Raw genomic sequence first — 14851 nt, forward strand, 5'->3', positions numbered from 1 at the left:
GGTCCGGCCATGCGCTTCTCGATCTGGCCCTCGGTCGGCCAGCCCTGGCACGAGGTCGTCGACACGGTGCGGCACGCCGAGGCCACGGGCTGGGACCGCGCCTACCTGGCCGACCACTTCATGGCCAACAGCGCGGACCGCGCCGAGGCGGCCGCCCCGCTGCTCGAGGCGACCGCCGCGCTGAGTGCCCTCGCGGGGCTGACCGACCGGATCGTGCTGGCACCGCTGGTGCTGGGCATGACCTACCGGCACCCGGCCGTCGTCGCCAACTGGGCGGCCACCGTCGACCACGTGAGCAACGGGCGCCTGGTCCTGGGCCTCGGCGCCGGCTGGCAGGTCAACGAGCACGAGCAGTACGGCATCGATCTGCCCGCGCCCGGCCCGCTGGTCAGCCGGTTCCACGAGGGGCTGCGCGTCATCGAGGGCCTGCTGACCCGGGAGAGCACCACCGTCGCGGGTGACTACTACCGCGTCACCGATGCGCTGTGCGAGCCCAAGCCCGTGCAGTCGCGGGTGCCGCTGCTCGTCGGCTGCACCGGTGAGCGGATGCTGGGCATCGTCGCCCGGCACGCCGACGAGTGGAACATGTGGGGCCTGCCCGACCGGGTGGCCGAGCGCAGCGCCGTCCTCGACCGCCAGTGCGAGAAGGCCGACCGCGACCCGGCCACGGTGCAGCGCTCGTGCCAGGCGCTGTGGTTCGTCGGCGACGACGGTGATGAGGCGCGGGCCGAGGCGGCGGCCTCACCGGCCCGGGCGGCGATCGGTGGGACGCCCGAGGACCTCGTCGAGACGGTCGAGGGCTGGCAGGCGGTCGGGGTCGACGAGGTCATCGTCCCCGACTTCACGCTCGGCACCGGCCCGCGCAAGCGTGAGCTCATGGACGCCATCATCGAGGTGACCGCGGCGACCACCCGCGGCTGAGCCGGTCTAGTCGCGCGCGCCGGCCGGACGCATCCCGGCCAGGCCGAGGGCGGCGACGGTGGCGGCCTGGGCCAGGGCGCGGTCGGCCACGCCCTGCAGGTCGGCCAGCAGGGCCCGCCGGCGCTCGGTGCCGTGGGTGTCGACCGCGTGCCCGACGTGGCTCAGCCCGACGTCGGTGATCGTGCCGACCTGCGCGGCCATCGTCATCACCCGGATGCACCGCGGCGACAGACCGTCCGGCAGCCCCCAGCCGCGGCCGCCGAGCCGCTCGTCGGCGGTGGCCCGCAGGTCGCTGCCGGACCAGGGCCGGGCATCCAGGCCGTCCAGGGCTTCGGTCAGCTCGGCCAGCTCGGAACGCAGCTCCCGCTCCACCTCGCCCAGCGACAGCGCCTCCAGTGCGTGCACCGGCACCGGGTCGGTGTCGTATGCCGTCCACGTCATCCGGGTGCCCTGGTCCACCTCCGGGCCGTAGACCTCGACCCGGGGCACCAGCGCGCCGCCCATCCCCGGCACGTAGACGCACTCCCCGGCGGCGGTCGCCGCGGCGGCGAACTCGGCCGAGCCACGCGGCATACCACGCAGGTCACCGGGGCGGGGCAGCGCGACGAGCACGGCACGCTCACCCAGGTCGCGCCACAGGCCGAGCCGGGCGAGCGGGTCACCGTCGACGTGGTCGACGTCGGGCAGGGCGCGGGAGAGGACGTCCTCGAGCCGGGACCGGTCGGCGAAGGACGCGGTGGCCCACAGTGCGAGGCGGACCGATGCGGGGAGCACGGACATCCCGCCATGGTAGGTGTCGGGCGCGACCGGTCCCCGGGGGTTGGCTAGGGTCACCGCCATGAGTGATGTCCTCGAGCTCGCCGGCGTCAGTGTGGTCCGCGGGGGGAACACCCTGCTGGACGACGTCACGTGGGAGGTCGAGGAGGGTCAGCGCTGGGTCGTCCTCGGCCCCAACGGCGCCGGCAAGACCACCCTGCTCCAGCTCGCCGCCGGGCGCATCCACCCGACCCAGGGCGTGGCCGGGGTGCTCGGCGAGGTCCTCGGCGCCGTGGACGTGTTCGAGCTGCGCCCGCGGATCGGCCTGGCCAGCGCCGCGATCGCCGAGCGGATCCCCGCCGACGAGCGGGTGGCCGACGTCGTCGTCACCGCGTCCTACGGCATCGTCGGGCGCTGGCGCGAGCGCTACGACGAGCTCGACCACGGCCGTGCCGCCGAGCTGCTGAAGGCCCTCGGCGCCGGGCACCTGGCCGACCGGCAGTTCGGGACCCTCAGCGAGGGTGAGCGCAAGCGGGTCCAGATCGCCCGCGCGCTGATGACCGACCCCGAGCTGATGCTGCTCGACGAGCCCGCCGCCGGCCTCGACCTCGCCGGCCGGGAGGACCTCGTCGCCCGCCTCGGCGAGCTCGCCGCCGACGTCGACGCCCCTGCCCTCGTGCTGGTCACCCACCACGTCGAGGAGATCCCCCCGTCGTTCACCGACGTGCTGCTCGTCCGCGACGGCCGCGTCGTGGCGCAGGGACCGATCGAGATCACGCTGACCGAGGACAACCTCTCCGAGACCTTCGGGCTGCCGCTGGTGGTGGACCGGCACGGCGAACGCTGGTCCGCCCGGGCCCGCTGAACGGACCGGGCAGCCAGCCCGTGACCGGTCAGGTCGTGACCGGGCAGGCCCTCGCGGGGCCGCTGGCGGGTTCCCGGCGCAGCCCCAGGCCCAGGGCGACCAGCCCCAGCGCCGCGACCACCACGCCGTAGGCCATGGCGGTCGGCACCAGCCCCACCTGCCGGGCGGCGACACCGGCGAGCAGGGTCGGCACGCCGAACGCGAGGTAGTTGACCGTGTACGCCGCCGCGAACAGCTCGGCACGCTCATGCGGCTCGGGCAGCGCCGCGACAGAGCGGAACGCCCCGAAGAACGCCGTGCCGAAGCCGACGCCGGCCACGACGGTGGCCGCGAAGAAGCCGGCCACCGACCGCATGTCGAGGGCGACGAGCGTGGCCAGGACGCCGGCGGCCAGCGTCGCCGCACCGAAAGCCATGGTGGGCCGCGGCGCACGGTCGCCGACCAGCAGCACGGCGATGCTGCCGGCGCCGGTCAGGGCTGCGACCACCAACCCGCCCGCGAGGTGCCCCTGCACATGCAGCTGGGTGGCCACCAGGGAGGGGCCGAGGGAGAGGTAGAGGCCACCGATCGCCCACGTCGCGACCAGCGCCGGCACCGCGGTGGCGAAGGCACGGCGGGCCCGAGGGGGCACGGATGCGCTGGGGCGCAACGACTTCAGGGCCCCCGCGCGCGGTGTCACGGTCTCCGGGACCGTGGCGACCAGTGCCGCCAGCACCACGAGCGCCGCGGTCAGCGCGACGAAGACCACCGTGGTCGGCGCGGGCAGGTGGTCGAGCACGAGTCCGGCGCCCAGTGCCCCTGCCGCAAGCCCGGCGGTCGGCCCCACACTGTTGACCACGACGCCCGCACGGGGCCGGCGCAGCGGCTGCAGGTCGACGAGTGCGGCGCTGACGACCCCCATCGCCGCGCCCGTCGCGAGGCCCTGCACCGCGCGGGCCAGCAGCAGGCCGCCGACCCCGCCTGCTCCGAGGAACAGCAGCATCGCGACGGCGTCCAGCGCCAGCGCGGCGGCCAGCACCGGGCGGCGCCCGACGTGGTCGGACAGCCCGCCCACGGTCAGCAGGGAAGCCAGCAGTGCCAACGGGTATGCCGCGAAGACGGCGGTCAGCGCGGCGGAGCTGAAGTGCCACTGGGCCTGGTAGACGACGAACAGCGGCGAGGGCGCGCCGGCGGCGAGCATGAGCACCACGAGGGCAAGGGAGACGACCGCGAACGCGGGGGTGCGACCCAGGCGCGGCAGGGTGCGGGGGAGGGACATCGGACTCCTCGAGAACTGTTCCATGATGATCGAACTGTTGAGACGGTAGGCGCCATTCCCGGATTGTTCAACTATTATCGAACCATGACGACGACCGTGCAGCGGCCCGAGCACCCCGAGGTCAGCGACATCGAGCTGACCGAGGTGCTGTTCGCCCTGAGCGACCCCTCGCGCCTGGCCATCGTCCAGCTGCTCGCGAGCGGGGCTTCGGGGGAGCTGATGACCTGCCAGTCGGTCGGGGGAGACCTGGCCAAGTCGACCCGCTCGCACCACCTCAAGACGTTGCGTGAGGCCGGTGTCATCCGCAGCACCCCCCAGGGTCGTGAACGTCTGATCAGCCTGCGTCGTGACGATCTCGACGCCCGTTTCCCCGGTCTGCTCGACGCGGTCCTGACCGACGGGCACTCCTGAGGCGACGGCGCCGCCGAAATCGCACGGCAGCCGGGAACCGGCGCCGATAGGTTGGCGTCGCAGTGCTGTGCTGGTGCACGGAAGGAGGCAGGGGATCCATGTCGTGGTTCGCTGATCACGGGTGGTTGGCCTGGGTCGGTCTGGCCCTCGCGCTGGGGGCCATCGAGGCCGCCAGCGTCGACTTCGTGTTCCTCATGCTCGGTGGCGGTGCGCTGGCCGGGGCCCTGGCCTCGGCTCTGGGCGCGCCCGTGGCGCTGCAGGTGCTCGTCGCGGTCGCCGTCGCCGGGCTGCTGCTGTTCGGGGTGCGGCCGCTGGTCCGCCGACACTTCATGGTGCCCGAGGGGCACGGGGGGATCGGGCTCCCGGCCCAGATCGGCCGGGCCGCGCTCGTCATCCAGACCGTCACGTCGCTCGACGGTCGCATCAAGCTGGGCGGTGAGACCTGGACGGCCCGCACCGCACCGGGCACCGCCGACTGCCTGCCCGGGCAAGAGGTCCGGGTAGTTTCCATCGAGGGGGCCACCGCGATCGTCACTGGCGTCGCGCCTGGTCGGAATTCGGAGTAGTCACTGTGAGCGGAGTCAGCGCCGGCCTGATCGTGCTGTTGCTGCTGGTCGTCTTCGCGGTCGTCGTCATCGTGCGGACCATCCGCATCGTGCCGCAGCAGACGTCCCAGATCGTCGAGCGGCTCGGCCGCTACTCGCGCACCCTCGACGGGGGCATCCACTTCCTGGTGCCGTTCGTGGACAAGGTGCGCGCCAACATCGACCTGCGCGAGCAGGTGGTCTCCTTCCCGCCGCAGCCGGTGATCACGTCGGACAACCTCGTCGTCAACATCGACACGGTCATCTACTACGCGGTCAACGACGCCAAGGCGGCCGTCTACGAGATCGCCAACTTCATCCAGGGCATCGAGCAGCTCACGGTCACCACGCTGCGCAACGTCATCGGCTCGCTCGACCTCGAGCAGACGCTGACCAGCCGCGACCAGATCAACGCCCAGCTGCGCGGCGTCCTCGACGAGGCGACCGGCAAGTGGGGCATCCGCGTCAGCCGCGTCGAGCTCAAGGCCATCGACCCGCCGCACTCGGTGCAGGACTCGATGGAGAAGCAGATGCGCGCCGAGCGTGACCGCCGTGCCGCCATCCTCACCGCCGAGGGTGTCAAGCAGTCAGCCATCCTCGCCGCCGAGGGTGAGAAGCAGAGCCAGATCCTGCGGGCCGAGGGTTCGGCCCAGGCCCGGATCCTCGAGGCCCAGGGCCAGGCCCGCGCGATCCAGCAGGTCTTCGACGCGATCCACCGCGGCAAGCCCACCCAGCGGCTGCTGGCCTACCAGTACCTCCAGGTGCTGCCCCAGATCGCCCGCGGCGACGCCAACAAGATGTGGATCGTCCCCAGCGAGCTCACCGACGCGCTCAAGGGCATCGGCAACGCCCTCGGCGGCACCGACCAGGGCCCGACCGGCCGGGACGAGGACGAGTGGGTCGACACCGGCGAACGGGTGCCGACCGCGTTCGAGGAGACCGCCCTGGAGGACCCGGCCCGGGCCCTGGCGGAGGCCCGCGGAGAGGCTGCGCGGTCCAGCGCCGAGGCCGAGGGGCACCGCAAGGGCGTGACCGGCGGGACGCACGGCTTCCCCGCGGACCCTCCCGGTGTGCCGTCCGCCGGTGACCCGTCGGCGGCTCCCGAGGCGCCGGTGGCCCCCGAGCCCCCGGCCGTGTCGCAGCCCCCGGTCGCACCCGAGCCGCCGGCCCCGCCGACCGACCAGCCCGGCGGGGAGCAGCACCCGTAGCCGCCTGAGCCGCCGCGCCGGCGGCCCTGCACGAGGCACCCGGTCACCCGTCGCTAGGGTGACCGGGTGTCCGTGTTCGAGGTGGTCGCCATCCTGCTCGCTGGCCTCGCCGCGGGCACGATCAACACGATCGTGGGCTCGGGCACGCTGATCACGTTCCCCACGCTGTTGTTCTTCGGCTACGCGCCGGTGGTCGCCAACATCTCCAACACCGTCGGCCTGGTGGCCGGCGGGCTCACCGGCATCCACGGCTACCGCGCCGAGCTCGACGGGCAGGGCCACGCCCTGCGGCGGCTGGCGCCGGCCTCGCTGCTCGGTGCCGTCACCGGTGCGCTGCTGCTGCTGGTCCTGCCACCGAAGGCCTTCGAGGCCATCGTCCCGGTCCTCATCGCGCTGGCGCTCGTGCTGGTGCTCGCGGGCCCATGGCTGCAGAAGAAGGCGGCGGCCCGGCATACCGACACCGGACGGCGCGGCGGCGGCGCGACCGCGCTGCTGCTCGGCGGGGTCTTCGTGGCCGGCGTCTACGGCGGCTACTTCGGCGCGGCCCAGGGCGTGCTGCTCGTGGGGATCATGAGCGTCCTCATGACCGAGTCGCTGCAGCGGATCAACGGGTTCAAGAACGTTCTCGGCACGATCGTCAACGCCGTGGCGGCGATCACCTTCATCCTCGTCGCCCGCGACGACGTCGACTGGGCCGTCGCCGGCCTGATCGCGCTCGGGTCGCTGGGTGGCGGCTGGGTGGGCGCCCATGTCGGGCGGCGGCTCCCGCCCCGGGTGCTGCGCGGGGTCATCGTCGTGATCGGCGTCGTGGCCATCGTGCGGATGGTGTTCTTCAGCTGACGTAGCCTTGCGCCCGTGGTGACGCGGATCGAGGACCCGAAGGACGACCGGCTGCAGGACTACTTCGGGCTCACCGACGTCGCGCTGCGCCGGCGCACCGAGCCCGAGCGGGGGCTCTACGTCGCCGAGAGCGAGAAGGTCATCCGCCGAGCCCTGGCCGCCGGGCACCGGCCCCGTTCCTACCTCATGGCCGAGCGCTGGCTGTCCGACCTGGCCGACCTGGTCGAGCGGGCCGGTCGCGACGGCGTCCCGGTCTACGTCGGCGAGCACGACGTCATCGAGGCGATGACCGGCTTCCACCTGCACCGGGGGGCGCTGGCCTCGATGCAGCGGCCCGAGCTGGTGCCGCCGCAGGAGCTGCTGCGGGGCGCCACCCGGGTCGCGGTGCTCGAGGACATCGTCGACCACACCAACGTCGGTGCCGCGTTCCGCAGTGCGGCGGCGCTGGGCGTGGACGCGGTCCTGGTCACGCCCCGGTGCGCCGACCCGCTCTACCGGCGCAGTGTGCGCGTGTCGATGGGCACGGTGTTCCAGGTTCCGTGGACCCGCATCGACCCGTGGCCGGCAGGGGTGGAGGTGTTGCGGGACAACGGGTTCAGCGTCGCGGCGTTCGCGCTGAGCGCGGACGCGGTCAGCCTGGACGACCTGGCCGCCGACCCGCCGGAGCGCCTGGCGCTCGTGCTCGGCACCGAGGGCGACGGGATCTCGCGCCGGGTGCTCGAGGCGGCGGACGTGGTGGTGAAGATCCCGATGGCCGGGGGAGTGGACTCCCTCAACGTGGCCGCGGCCAGCGCCGTCGCCTTCTGGGCGCTGCGCCCCACCACGGGCTGACCGGACGACGAGAGCGCCCCGCCCCTCGGACGAGGGACGGGGCGCTCCGGTGGTGCGACGGGACGGTCCTGCCGCTACTTCGTCGAGGAGTTGTACTGCTCGATGGCCGGCTTGAGCGAGGCGGCGGCGTCGGTCATCGCCTGCTGCGGGTCGGTGCCGTTGAGCGCCTTCTCCAGGCCGTCCTCGGAGGCCTTGCGCGACTGCGGCATCACGCCGAGCAGGCAGCCCTGCGTGGCCTTGGTCAGCTGGGTGGACTCCAGCTGCTTCACCGCCACGTCGAACTGGGGGTACTGCTTGCGCCACGCCACGTCCGTGGGCTCGTTGAGCGCGCCCCTGGAGATCGGGAAGTAGCCGGTGCCGGTGTGCCACGTGGCCTGGGCCTGGGGGCTGGCCAGGAACTTCACGAACCGCCAGGAGGCCTCCTTCTGGGCGTCGCTGTGGCCCTCGCCGTCGATCCACAGCGAGGCGCCGCCGATGATCGGGCCGCCCTGCCCGGCCTTGAGCTTGGGGTAGTTGGCGACACCGAGCTCGTAGCCACCCTCCTGCGCCGCCTTCTGGAAGCCGCCCACCTGGCCGGTCGACTCCAGGGTCATCGCCAGCTGGCCGGCCTTGAACGCGGCCTGGGCCGCCTTGGTGTCGCGGCCGGTGTTGGCGGCCAGGCCGTCCTTGACCATCTTCTGCCACCAGCCGACGACGGCGACAGAGTCGGGGGAGTCGAACTGCACCTTGGTGGCCTTGCCGTCACGGCCGTTGCCCTGGTTGCAGTACTCGGCGCCGTCGCCGGCGATGAACTGCTCGAGCAGCCAGCCGTAGATGGCTGCGCCGAAGCCGTACTTGGCCGGGCCGCCGTTCTTGGCCGACAGCTTCTCGGCGTCGGCGCGGATCTCCTCCAGCGTGGTCGGCGCCTTGTCCGGGTCCAGCCCGGCGGCCTTGAACAGCTTCTTGTTGTAGTAGAGCACCGGCATGGAGGTGTTGAACGGCATCGAGTAGAGCTTCTTGTCGATGCTGTAGTAGCCGGCGATGTTGGGCTGCAGGTCGCTGACGTCCATCTTGTCGCGGTCGATGAAGTCCTGCATCGGCACGGCCTGCCCGGCGTCGATCATGAACCTGGTGCCGATGTCGTAGACCTGCACCACGTCCGGCGTGGACTTGCTCTGGACCGAGGCCTTGTACTTCGCGATGGCGTCGTCGTACTTGCCGGCGTAGGTCGCCTCGACCTGGATCTTGCCGGCGTTCTCCTTGTTGAACTGCGCGACGAGCTGGGTCAGCACCTCGGCGTTCTTGCCATCCATGGCGTGCCAGAAAGACACCTTGGTCACGCCGTTGGTCTTGTCCAGGACGCCCTTGTCCGGTGCCTTCGCCCCGGCCGGCGCGTCGCCGCTGCCCCCGCAGGCGGCCAGTCCCAGCGACAGCGCGGCGATGCCGGTGGCCAGGACCATCCGGTATGCCGTGCGCTGACCGCCCGTGCCTGATCGATGGAACACGCGTTCTCCTTTCGCCCCGACCGCCCTGCGCGGCCGCGTGTGTGGTCGATCTCCGCCTTCCGGCGGGACCGGGGTCAGCGGTGCGTCACTTGACGGCTCCCGCGGTGAGGCCCCGGACGATGAAGCGCTGCCCGAAGATGACGAGCAGCAGGGTCGGCAGCAGGGCCAGGACGACACCGGCGAGCACCATGCCGGGGTTGTCGCCGTCGGAGGACTGCAGCTGCCCGATGCCGATCTGGATGGTCTGGTGCTCGGCCTTGGTCGTGACCAGCAGCGGCCAGAAGTACATGTTCCAGGCCGTCAGCGCTGAGTAGATGCCGAGTGCGGCCAGCGTGGGGCGCGACAGCGGCAGCAGGATCGAGCGCAGGAAGCGCAGGTGCCCGGCGCCGTCGACCCGTGCGGCGTCGCGCAGCTCCGTGGGGAAGGCGAGGAACGCCTGGCGCAGCAGGAACGTGCCGAAGCCGGTGGCCAGGAACGGCAGCGCCAGCGCGGCGACGGTGTCCTTCAGGCCCGCGCTGGAGACGAACAGGTAGTTGGGGATGATGATCGACTCGTAGGGGATCATCATCGTCGACAGGAACAGGCCGAACCACAGGCTGCGCCAGCGCAGGTCGAGGAAGACGAACGCGTAGGCGGCCAGGGCGCTCGTGACGACCTGGCCGACCGTGATCAGCGCGGTCTGGGCGATGCTGTTGAGGTACTGGTTGCCCAGCGGGATGATCCGCAGCGCGTCGCCGTAGTTGCCGGGGTGCAGGCCGTGCGTCGGCCACAGGGCCGGCGGGAACGCGTTGGTGTCCGCGACGCCCATCAGGCTGCCGATGATCCCGTAGTAGACGGGGAAGAGCACGACGAGGAACAGCACGCCCAGGCCCACGTACGTGCCGACGGGGGTGCGGCGGTGTGCCGGACGCGGACGGCGGCGCTCCGTGCTGGCGGTGGTGGTTGCCTGGCTCACCGGTAGAACACCTTCCGCTCGAGGATGCCGAACTGCACCGCCGTGATGCCCAGCACGATGAGCAGCAGCACGAGGGCCTGGGCCGAGGCGTAGCCGAAGTTGGAGTTGTTGTAGGCGAAGGCCTGCTCGTAGATGGAGTAGACCAGCGTCGTGGTGTTGCCCTCGGGGCCGCCGGCGGTCAGGATCCGGATCTGGCCGAAGCTCTGCAGCGAGTGGATCGTGCCGGTGACCACGAGGAAGAACAGCTGCGGGGTGATCAGCGGCAGCACGATGGAGCGCTGCAGCCGCAGCCCGGTGGCGCCGTCGAGGCGGGCCGCCTCGATGACCTCCTCGGGCAGGGCGCCCAACCCGGCGCTGAGGACGAGCAGGTTGTAGCCGAGCTGCATCCACACGGTCGCCCCGGCGACGGAGAACAGGGCGACGTCGGGGTCGGTCAGCCAGTGCACGGGACCGAGCCCGACGTGCGACAGCAGGCCGTTGAGCACCCCCGAGGCCGGGTTGTAGAGCACCTGGAAGACGACGGAGGCGGTGGCGACGGAGAACGCGAACGGCAGCGCGAACGCGGTGCGGAAGAAGCGGACCGCGCGGATGCGGGACTGCAGCATGAGCGCCACCACCAGCGCGAGCACGATGCTCGGCACGACCGTGAGCAGGGTGAAGGCCAGCGTCACCCCGAGCACCTTGACGAAGCCGGGGTCGGAGAGCAGGCGCTCGTAGTTGGCGGTGCCGACGAACGCGCCGGGGCGGCCGATGATGTCGGTGCCCTGGAACGACAGCACCACTGAGCGGACCAGGGGCCAGAACACGAACAGGGCGAAGACGAGCAGCGCCGGCAGCAGGAACAGCAGGGCGAGGCCGGAGCTGCTCCGGCGCCGCCGCGGCGCAGCGGCCGGCGGCGCCTGCTCCGTACGGGCAGGCGACACGGTGGTGGTCATCGAGCGAGCCCCTCCACGATCTCGACACCGGGCAGCTCGGCCATCAGCGGGCCGGGCACCCTCAGCTTGGCGGCGCGCACCCCGGCGCCGATCACGACGTGCTCGCGCTCGAGCACCCGGGCGTCAACGTACACCGGCCATGCGGCCGGCAGCCCGACAGGCGTGATGGCGCCGTACTCCATGCCGGTGCGCTCGACGGCGTCCTCCATGGCCAGGAAGCTGGCCTTGCGGACGTCGAGCAGCCCCCGGACCGTGGTGTTGACGTCGGCGCGGGTGGTGGCGAGCACGACGCAGGCGGCCACCCGCTCCTCGCCGGCCCGGCGACCGCCGACCACCACGCAGTTGGCGCAGTCCTCCAGCGCCATGCCCGTGGCCTCGACGAGGGCGGCCGTGTCGGACACGGCCGGGTCGATCGACAGCACCTCGACCCGTTCGCCGTGCGGCCAGCCGCGGAGGGTCTCCGCGACCGGGCGGGCGAGCAGGTCGAGGTGCGTCAGGGCCGGCAGGTAGGGCAGGCCCGGCGAGGTCACCAGCGGTAGGTGCCGGTCAGGACGCCGCGGGCGAGGGTGTGCCCGCCCATGGTGAACGCGGCCACCGCCGGGGTGACCGAGGCGTCCAGGCCCAGGTCGTCGGTGTCCAGGGCGTGCACGGCGTACAGGTAGCGGTGGTTGTGGTCGCCCTGGGGCGGCGCCGCACCGTCATACGCCTTGTTGCCGTAGTCGTTGCGCACGTGGAAGGCGCCGTCGGGCAGGGAGCCGTCGCCCTCGGCGCCGGCGCCCGGGTCCAGGGCGGTGACCGAGGCGGGGATGCCCAGGACGATCCAGTGCCAGAAGCCGGACGGGGTCGGCGCGTCGGGGTCGAAGCAGGTGACGGCGAAGCCCTTCGTGCCCTCGGGGGCGTCGGACCAGCTCAGCTGCGGCGAGGTGTTGCCGCCGGTGAAGCCCCAGTCGTTGAACACCTGGGCGTCCGGCAGGGGGTTGCCGTCGATGAAGTCGGCGCTGCTGACGGCCATCGCGGGCACCTGGGGCAGCAGCGAGTACGGGTCGGGGGCGACGGGACGGTCAAGGTTCATGCTTCGGACCCTAACCGCCCGCGCCGCCCCCGGCACGTGTGAGGAGGTGGTGCGTCAGTGGCCGCTCTCGCGGTGGACCCAGCCGGCCAGGCCGGCGAGGACCGCGGTGAACGCCAGCGTCACGACGGCGAGGCCGCCGAAGTATGCCGTGTCACTGGCACCCGAGGTCGCCTGCACCACCTGGGCGGTGATGGCCTGGCCGGCCGCGGGGGCGAGGAACCACAGGGCCATCGTCTGGCTGCGGAACGCCTTCGGCGCCAGCAGCGTGGTCGCCGCGATGCCGACCGGCGACAGGCACAGCTCGCCGATGGTCTGCACGACGTAGACGACGACCAGCCACATCGGCGAGGCCTTGCCGTCCCCGGTGAGGAAGGAGCCCAGCGCCATGATCGCGAAGGACAGCCCGGCCAGGCCCAGACCGATGGCGAACTTGCCGCCGAGGTAGGGCGAGCGCTCGCCGCGGCGCATCCAGATGGCGGCGAACACCGGGGAGAGCACGATGATCGCGAACGGGTTGACCGACTGGAAGAACTCCGGCGAGATGTGGGCGCCGAAGATCTGCAGCTGGGTGCGGTCGGCCGCGAACGTCGTCAGCGTGGTGCTGGCCTGCTCGAAGAGCATGAAGAACAGCATCGCCGCGACGAAGAGCGGGATGTAGGCCAGCAGGCGGCGCTTCTCGTACGCCTCCACCTTGGGGCTGCGGTACATCACGACGAAGAACACGACGGGCGTGACGAGCGCGATGTAGGAGATGGCGTCGACCATCGTCGGCAGGCCGAAGCTGCCGCTGTTGACGACGGTGGCCACGACCATGGCGGCCGCGACGCCGGCGAGCACGTAGGCGGCCATCCGGCTCAGCGCGCCCGACTCCTGCGGCTCGACCGGGTTCGACGGGTGCAGGCCCACGTCGCCGAGCGCCTTGCGGCCCCAGATCCACGCCACGAGGGCGAGGGTCATGCCGACGGCCGCGGCGGCGAACCCGGCGTGGAAGCCCCAGCCGGCGCGCAGCCAGCCGACGACCCACGGGCTCACCAGGGCGCCGATGTTGATGCCCATGTAGAAGATGGAGAAGGCGGCGGTGCGGCGGCTGTCGTCCTCGGAGTACAGCCCGCCGACCATGGTCGAGACGTTGGGCTTGAAGATGCCGGTGCCCAGGGCCACCAGCACGATGCCGAGGTAGGACAGCGCCGGCGTCGGGACCGACAGGCTCAGGTGGCCGGCGATGATGATGAACGCGCCGATGAGCGTGGTCCTGCGGGCGCCCATGACGCGGTCGGCGAGCCAGCCACCGACGACCGAGAGCAGGTAGACGGAGGCGCCGTAGACGGACACCACCGCCTCGCCGAGGTTCGCGTCGAGGCCGAGGCCGCCGTCCTTGAGCTTGGCGGTCAGGTACAGCAGGAGGATGGCCCGCATGCCGTAGTAGCTGAACCGCTCCCACAGCTCGGTGCTGAAGAGCGTGGCCAGGCCCTTGGGGTGGCCAAGGAACTCGCGGCCCTCCGCCCGGGTTCTGGCAGGGGGGTTTGTCGTGGCAGTCACGGGCCAAAACGGTAACAACGACCCTGCTGGGAGCCCTAATTCACAAGCGCACGAACCAGCCGCTGCAGCTCCTGCGCGGGGTCCTTCGTGAGCCCGCCGTGGACCGGTCCGGGCTGGATCACCGTGCTGCGCGGAGCGCTGAGCCAACCGAAGCGCTGGCCCGGCTTGTCGAGTGTGGGAAGCCCCACACCCGGCTCACCCCGGCAGACCCGGCAGATGGCGGCGAGGGAGGCGTCGACGGCGTCGAGCTCAAGGTCGGGGAAGGCGGCCCGCAGCCGCTCCCGGTCCAGGTCGAAGGCTCCCTCGAGGAAGTCGGCCGCCTGGCTGTAGAGCACCACGCCGACGTTGAGGAACTCCTCGCGGTCCACCCGCGGCACGCAGCGGAGGGTGACGTACTGGTAGCCGACCATCCCCGCGCTCACCGCGCACCCCCGGGCAGCCAGGCGGCCGGGCTGGCCACGCGGGCCAGCAGGTTCTCCCGGTATGCCGCGCGGACCGCTGCCGGGTCCGCCAGCCCCGGTGCCGGCTCGAGCCAGGGGTCGGGGACCTGGGCCAGCACCTCCTCCAGCAGGGCCTCGTCGACCCGGGGCGCCAGCTCGGCGTGGGCGGTCGTGACGTCGCCGGCGACGTCGAGCAGGACGTGCTTGCTCACGTCGAACCCTTGGGCCGCAAAGCGATCGGGGTTGGATCCCTTGCCCGGCCAGGAGTGGTGGAAGTACAGCGCCGCGCCGTGGTCGATGCACCACGCCTGGTGGTGCCAGACCAGCAGGTTGGGGTTGCTCCAGGTGCGGTCGACGTTGGCGGTGAAGGCATCCAGCCACACGATCCGGGCCGCCTCCTCCGGCGGGGGCGGCTGGGAGCCGTCGTAGCCGAAGGAGCCGGGCAGGAAGTCGACGCCGAGGTTGAGCCCGATGCTGGCGGTGAGCAGGTCCTGGACCTCTTCGTCCGCCTCGTACTTGGCGATCTGGGCGTCGAGCTCGACCGCCTTCATCTCGGGCACGCGCAGCCCCAGGCGCCGGGCCAGCTCGCCCACGACCACCTCGGCAACGAGCACCTTCAGGCCCTGTCCCGCGCCGCGGAACTTCAGGACCCAGGTGCCGCAGTCGTCCCCCTCGACGATGCCGGGGAGGGACCCCCCCTCGCGCAGCGGGGTGACGTAGCGCGTGGCGGTGATGTGTTCGAGCACGCCGGA

Annotated in this window: 17 protein-coding genes; 7 read left to right on the forward strand and 10 right to left on the reverse strand. The window is 72.1% G+C overall.

What is annotated here, in order from left to right:
• Positions 1 to 9: 9 nt before the first annotated feature.
• Positions 10 to 921 carry an LLM class flavin-dependent oxidoreductase gene (locus FB474_RS07765; protein ID WP_141788127.1) on the forward strand — a complete coding sequence of 304 codons (912 nt, stop codon included), beginning with the start codon at positions 10 to 12 and terminating at the stop codon, positions 919 to 921.
• A 6-nt stretch (positions 922 to 927) separates the two neighbouring features.
• Here FB474_RS07765 and FB474_RS20735 read toward each other — a convergent pair whose 3' ends face one another.
• Entirely contained in the window at positions 928 to 1701 is a 774-nt protein-coding gene (locus tag FB474_RS20735) for a hypothetical protein (RefSeq protein ID WP_185746088.1), read from the reverse strand.
• Between the two features lie 58 nt (positions 1702 to 1759).
• On the opposite strand from FB474_RS20735, the gene FB474_RS07775 reads away from it, so the two are divergent.
• Positions 1760 to 2542, forward strand: coding sequence for an ABC transporter ATP-binding protein (locus FB474_RS07775; protein ID WP_141788129.1), 783 nt, complete (start codon positions 1760 to 1762; stop codon positions 2540 to 2542).
• A gap of 28 nt (positions 2543 to 2570) precedes the next feature.
• Here the strand turns inward: FB474_RS07775 and FB474_RS07780 are convergent, their stop codons facing one another.
• Entirely contained in the window at positions 2571 to 3800 is a 1230-nt protein-coding gene (locus FB474_RS07780; RefSeq protein WP_141788130.1) for an MFS transporter, read from the reverse strand.
• An 84-nt stretch (positions 3801 to 3884) separates the two neighbouring features.
• Between FB474_RS07780 and FB474_RS07785 the strand changes: the two genes are divergently transcribed.
• From FB474_RS07785 to FB474_RS07805, 5 genes are all read left to right on the forward strand, one after another.
• The gene (locus FB474_RS07785) at positions 3885 to 4211 is read left to right on the forward strand and encodes an ArsR/SmtB family transcription factor (protein WP_141788131.1); all 327 of its coding nucleotides are present in this window, start codon (positions 3885 to 3887) and stop codon (positions 4209 to 4211) included.
• Between the two features lie 98 nt (positions 4212 to 4309).
• A complete protein-coding gene (locus FB474_RS07790) occupies positions 4310 to 4777 on the forward strand; it encodes an NfeD family protein (RefSeq protein ID WP_141788132.1) in 468 nt (155 codons plus the stop codon).
• A 5-nt stretch (positions 4778 to 4782) separates the two neighbouring features.
• Entirely contained in the window at positions 4783 to 6003 is a 1221-nt protein-coding gene (locus FB474_RS07795; RefSeq protein WP_141788133.1) for an SPFH domain-containing protein, read from the forward strand.
• A 66-nt stretch (positions 6004 to 6069) separates the two neighbouring features.
• On the forward strand, positions 6070 to 6843 hold the full coding sequence (locus FB474_RS07800) for a sulfite exporter TauE/SafE family protein (protein ID WP_141788134.1): 774 nt from the start codon (positions 6070 to 6072) through the stop codon (positions 6841 to 6843).
• Positions 6844 to 6858: 15 nt separating this feature from the next.
• On the forward strand, positions 6859 to 7674 hold the full coding sequence (locus FB474_RS07805) for a TrmH family RNA methyltransferase (RefSeq protein WP_141788135.1): 816 nt from the start codon (positions 6859 to 6861) through the stop codon (positions 7672 to 7674).
• A gap of 74 nt (positions 7675 to 7748) precedes the next feature.
• Here the strand turns inward: FB474_RS07805 and FB474_RS07810 are convergent, their stop codons facing one another.
• The 8 genes from FB474_RS07810 to FB474_RS07845 form a co-directional block, all read right to left on the reverse strand.
• Entirely contained in the window at positions 7749 to 9158 is a 1410-nt protein-coding gene (locus tag FB474_RS07810) for an ABC transporter substrate-binding protein (RefSeq protein WP_246092083.1), read from the reverse strand.
• Between the two features lie 85 nt (positions 9159 to 9243).
• Positions 9244 to 10113: a carbohydrate ABC transporter permease gene (locus FB474_RS07815; protein ID WP_246092084.1), complete on the reverse strand. Its 870-nt coding sequence runs from the start codon at positions 10111 to 10113 to the stop codon at positions 9244 to 9246.
• Positions 10110 to 11048: a carbohydrate ABC transporter permease gene (locus FB474_RS07820; protein WP_141788136.1), complete on the reverse strand. Its 939-nt coding sequence runs from the start codon at positions 11046 to 11048 to the stop codon at positions 10110 to 10112. The genes FB474_RS07815 and FB474_RS07820 overlap by 4 nt, the downstream gene beginning before the upstream one ends.
• Positions 11045 to 11578 carry a YbaK/EbsC family protein gene (locus tag FB474_RS07825; protein WP_246092085.1) on the reverse strand — a complete coding sequence of 178 codons (534 nt, stop codon included), beginning with the start codon at positions 11576 to 11578 and terminating at the stop codon, positions 11045 to 11047. Before FB474_RS07825 ends, FB474_RS07820 begins: the two co-directional genes overlap by 4 nt.
• The gene (locus tag FB474_RS07830; protein ID WP_141788137.1) at positions 11575 to 12120 is read right to left on the reverse strand and encodes a YbhB/YbcL family Raf kinase inhibitor-like protein; all 546 of its coding nucleotides are present in this window, start codon (positions 12118 to 12120) and stop codon (positions 11575 to 11577) included. Before FB474_RS07830 ends, FB474_RS07825 begins: the two co-directional genes overlap by 4 nt.
• 54 nt (positions 12121 to 12174) lie before the next feature.
• Complete coding sequence (locus tag FB474_RS07835; RefSeq protein ID WP_246092086.1) at positions 12175 to 13659, reverse strand: peptide MFS transporter; 1485 nt, start codon at positions 13657 to 13659, stop codon at positions 12175 to 12177.
• 35 nt (positions 13660 to 13694) lie between these two features.
• Positions 13695 to 14081, reverse strand: coding sequence for a DUF3037 domain-containing protein (locus tag FB474_RS07840; protein WP_342778103.1), 387 nt, complete (start codon positions 14079 to 14081; stop codon positions 13695 to 13697).
• Positions 14078 to 14845 carry a HipA family kinase gene (locus tag FB474_RS07845; RefSeq protein ID WP_141788139.1) on the reverse strand — a complete coding sequence of 256 codons (768 nt, stop codon included), beginning with the start codon at positions 14843 to 14845 and terminating at the stop codon, positions 14078 to 14080. Before FB474_RS07845 ends, FB474_RS07840 begins: the two co-directional genes overlap by 4 nt.
• Between the last annotated feature and the right edge of the window lie 6 nt (positions 14846 to 14851).

The organism is Oryzihumus leptocrescens, from assembly GCF_006716205.1.
Taxonomy (GTDB): Bacteria; Actinomycetota; Actinomycetes; order Actinomycetales; family Dermatophilaceae; genus Oryzihumus; species Oryzihumus leptocrescens.

Excerpts from the sequence above, each read along its gene's own strand:
- FB474_RS07830 (WP_141788137.1), bottom strand. The coding sequence starts at position 12,120 with ATGAACCTTGACCGTCCCGTCGCCCCCGACCCGTACTCGCTGCTGCCC.
- FB474_RS07820 (WP_141788136.1), bottom strand. The coding sequence starts at position 11,048 with ATGACCACCACCGTGTCGCCTGCCCGTACGGAGCAGGCGCCGCCGGCC.
- FB474_RS20735 (WP_185746088.1), bottom strand. The coding sequence starts at position 1,701 with ATGTCCGTGCTCCCCGCATCGGTCCGCCTCGCACTGTGGGCCACCGCG.
- FB474_RS07775 (WP_141788129.1), top strand. The coding sequence starts at position 1,760 with ATGAGTGATGTCCTCGAGCTCGCCGGCGTCAGTGTGGTCCGCGGGGGG.
- FB474_RS07765 (WP_141788127.1), top strand. The coding sequence starts at position 10 with ATGCGCTTCTCGATCTGGCCCTCGGTCGGCCAGCCCTGGCACGAGGTC.
- FB474_RS07790 (WP_141788132.1), top strand. The coding sequence starts at position 4,310 with ATGTCGTGGTTCGCTGATCACGGGTGGTTGGCCTGGGTCGGTCTGGCC.
- FB474_RS07780 (WP_141788130.1), bottom strand. The coding sequence starts at position 3,800 with ATGTCCCTCCCCCGCACCCTGCCGCGCCTGGGTCGCACCCCCGCGTTC.
- FB474_RS07785 (WP_141788131.1), top strand. The coding sequence starts at position 3,885 with ATGACGACGACCGTGCAGCGGCCCGAGCACCCCGAGGTCAGCGACATC.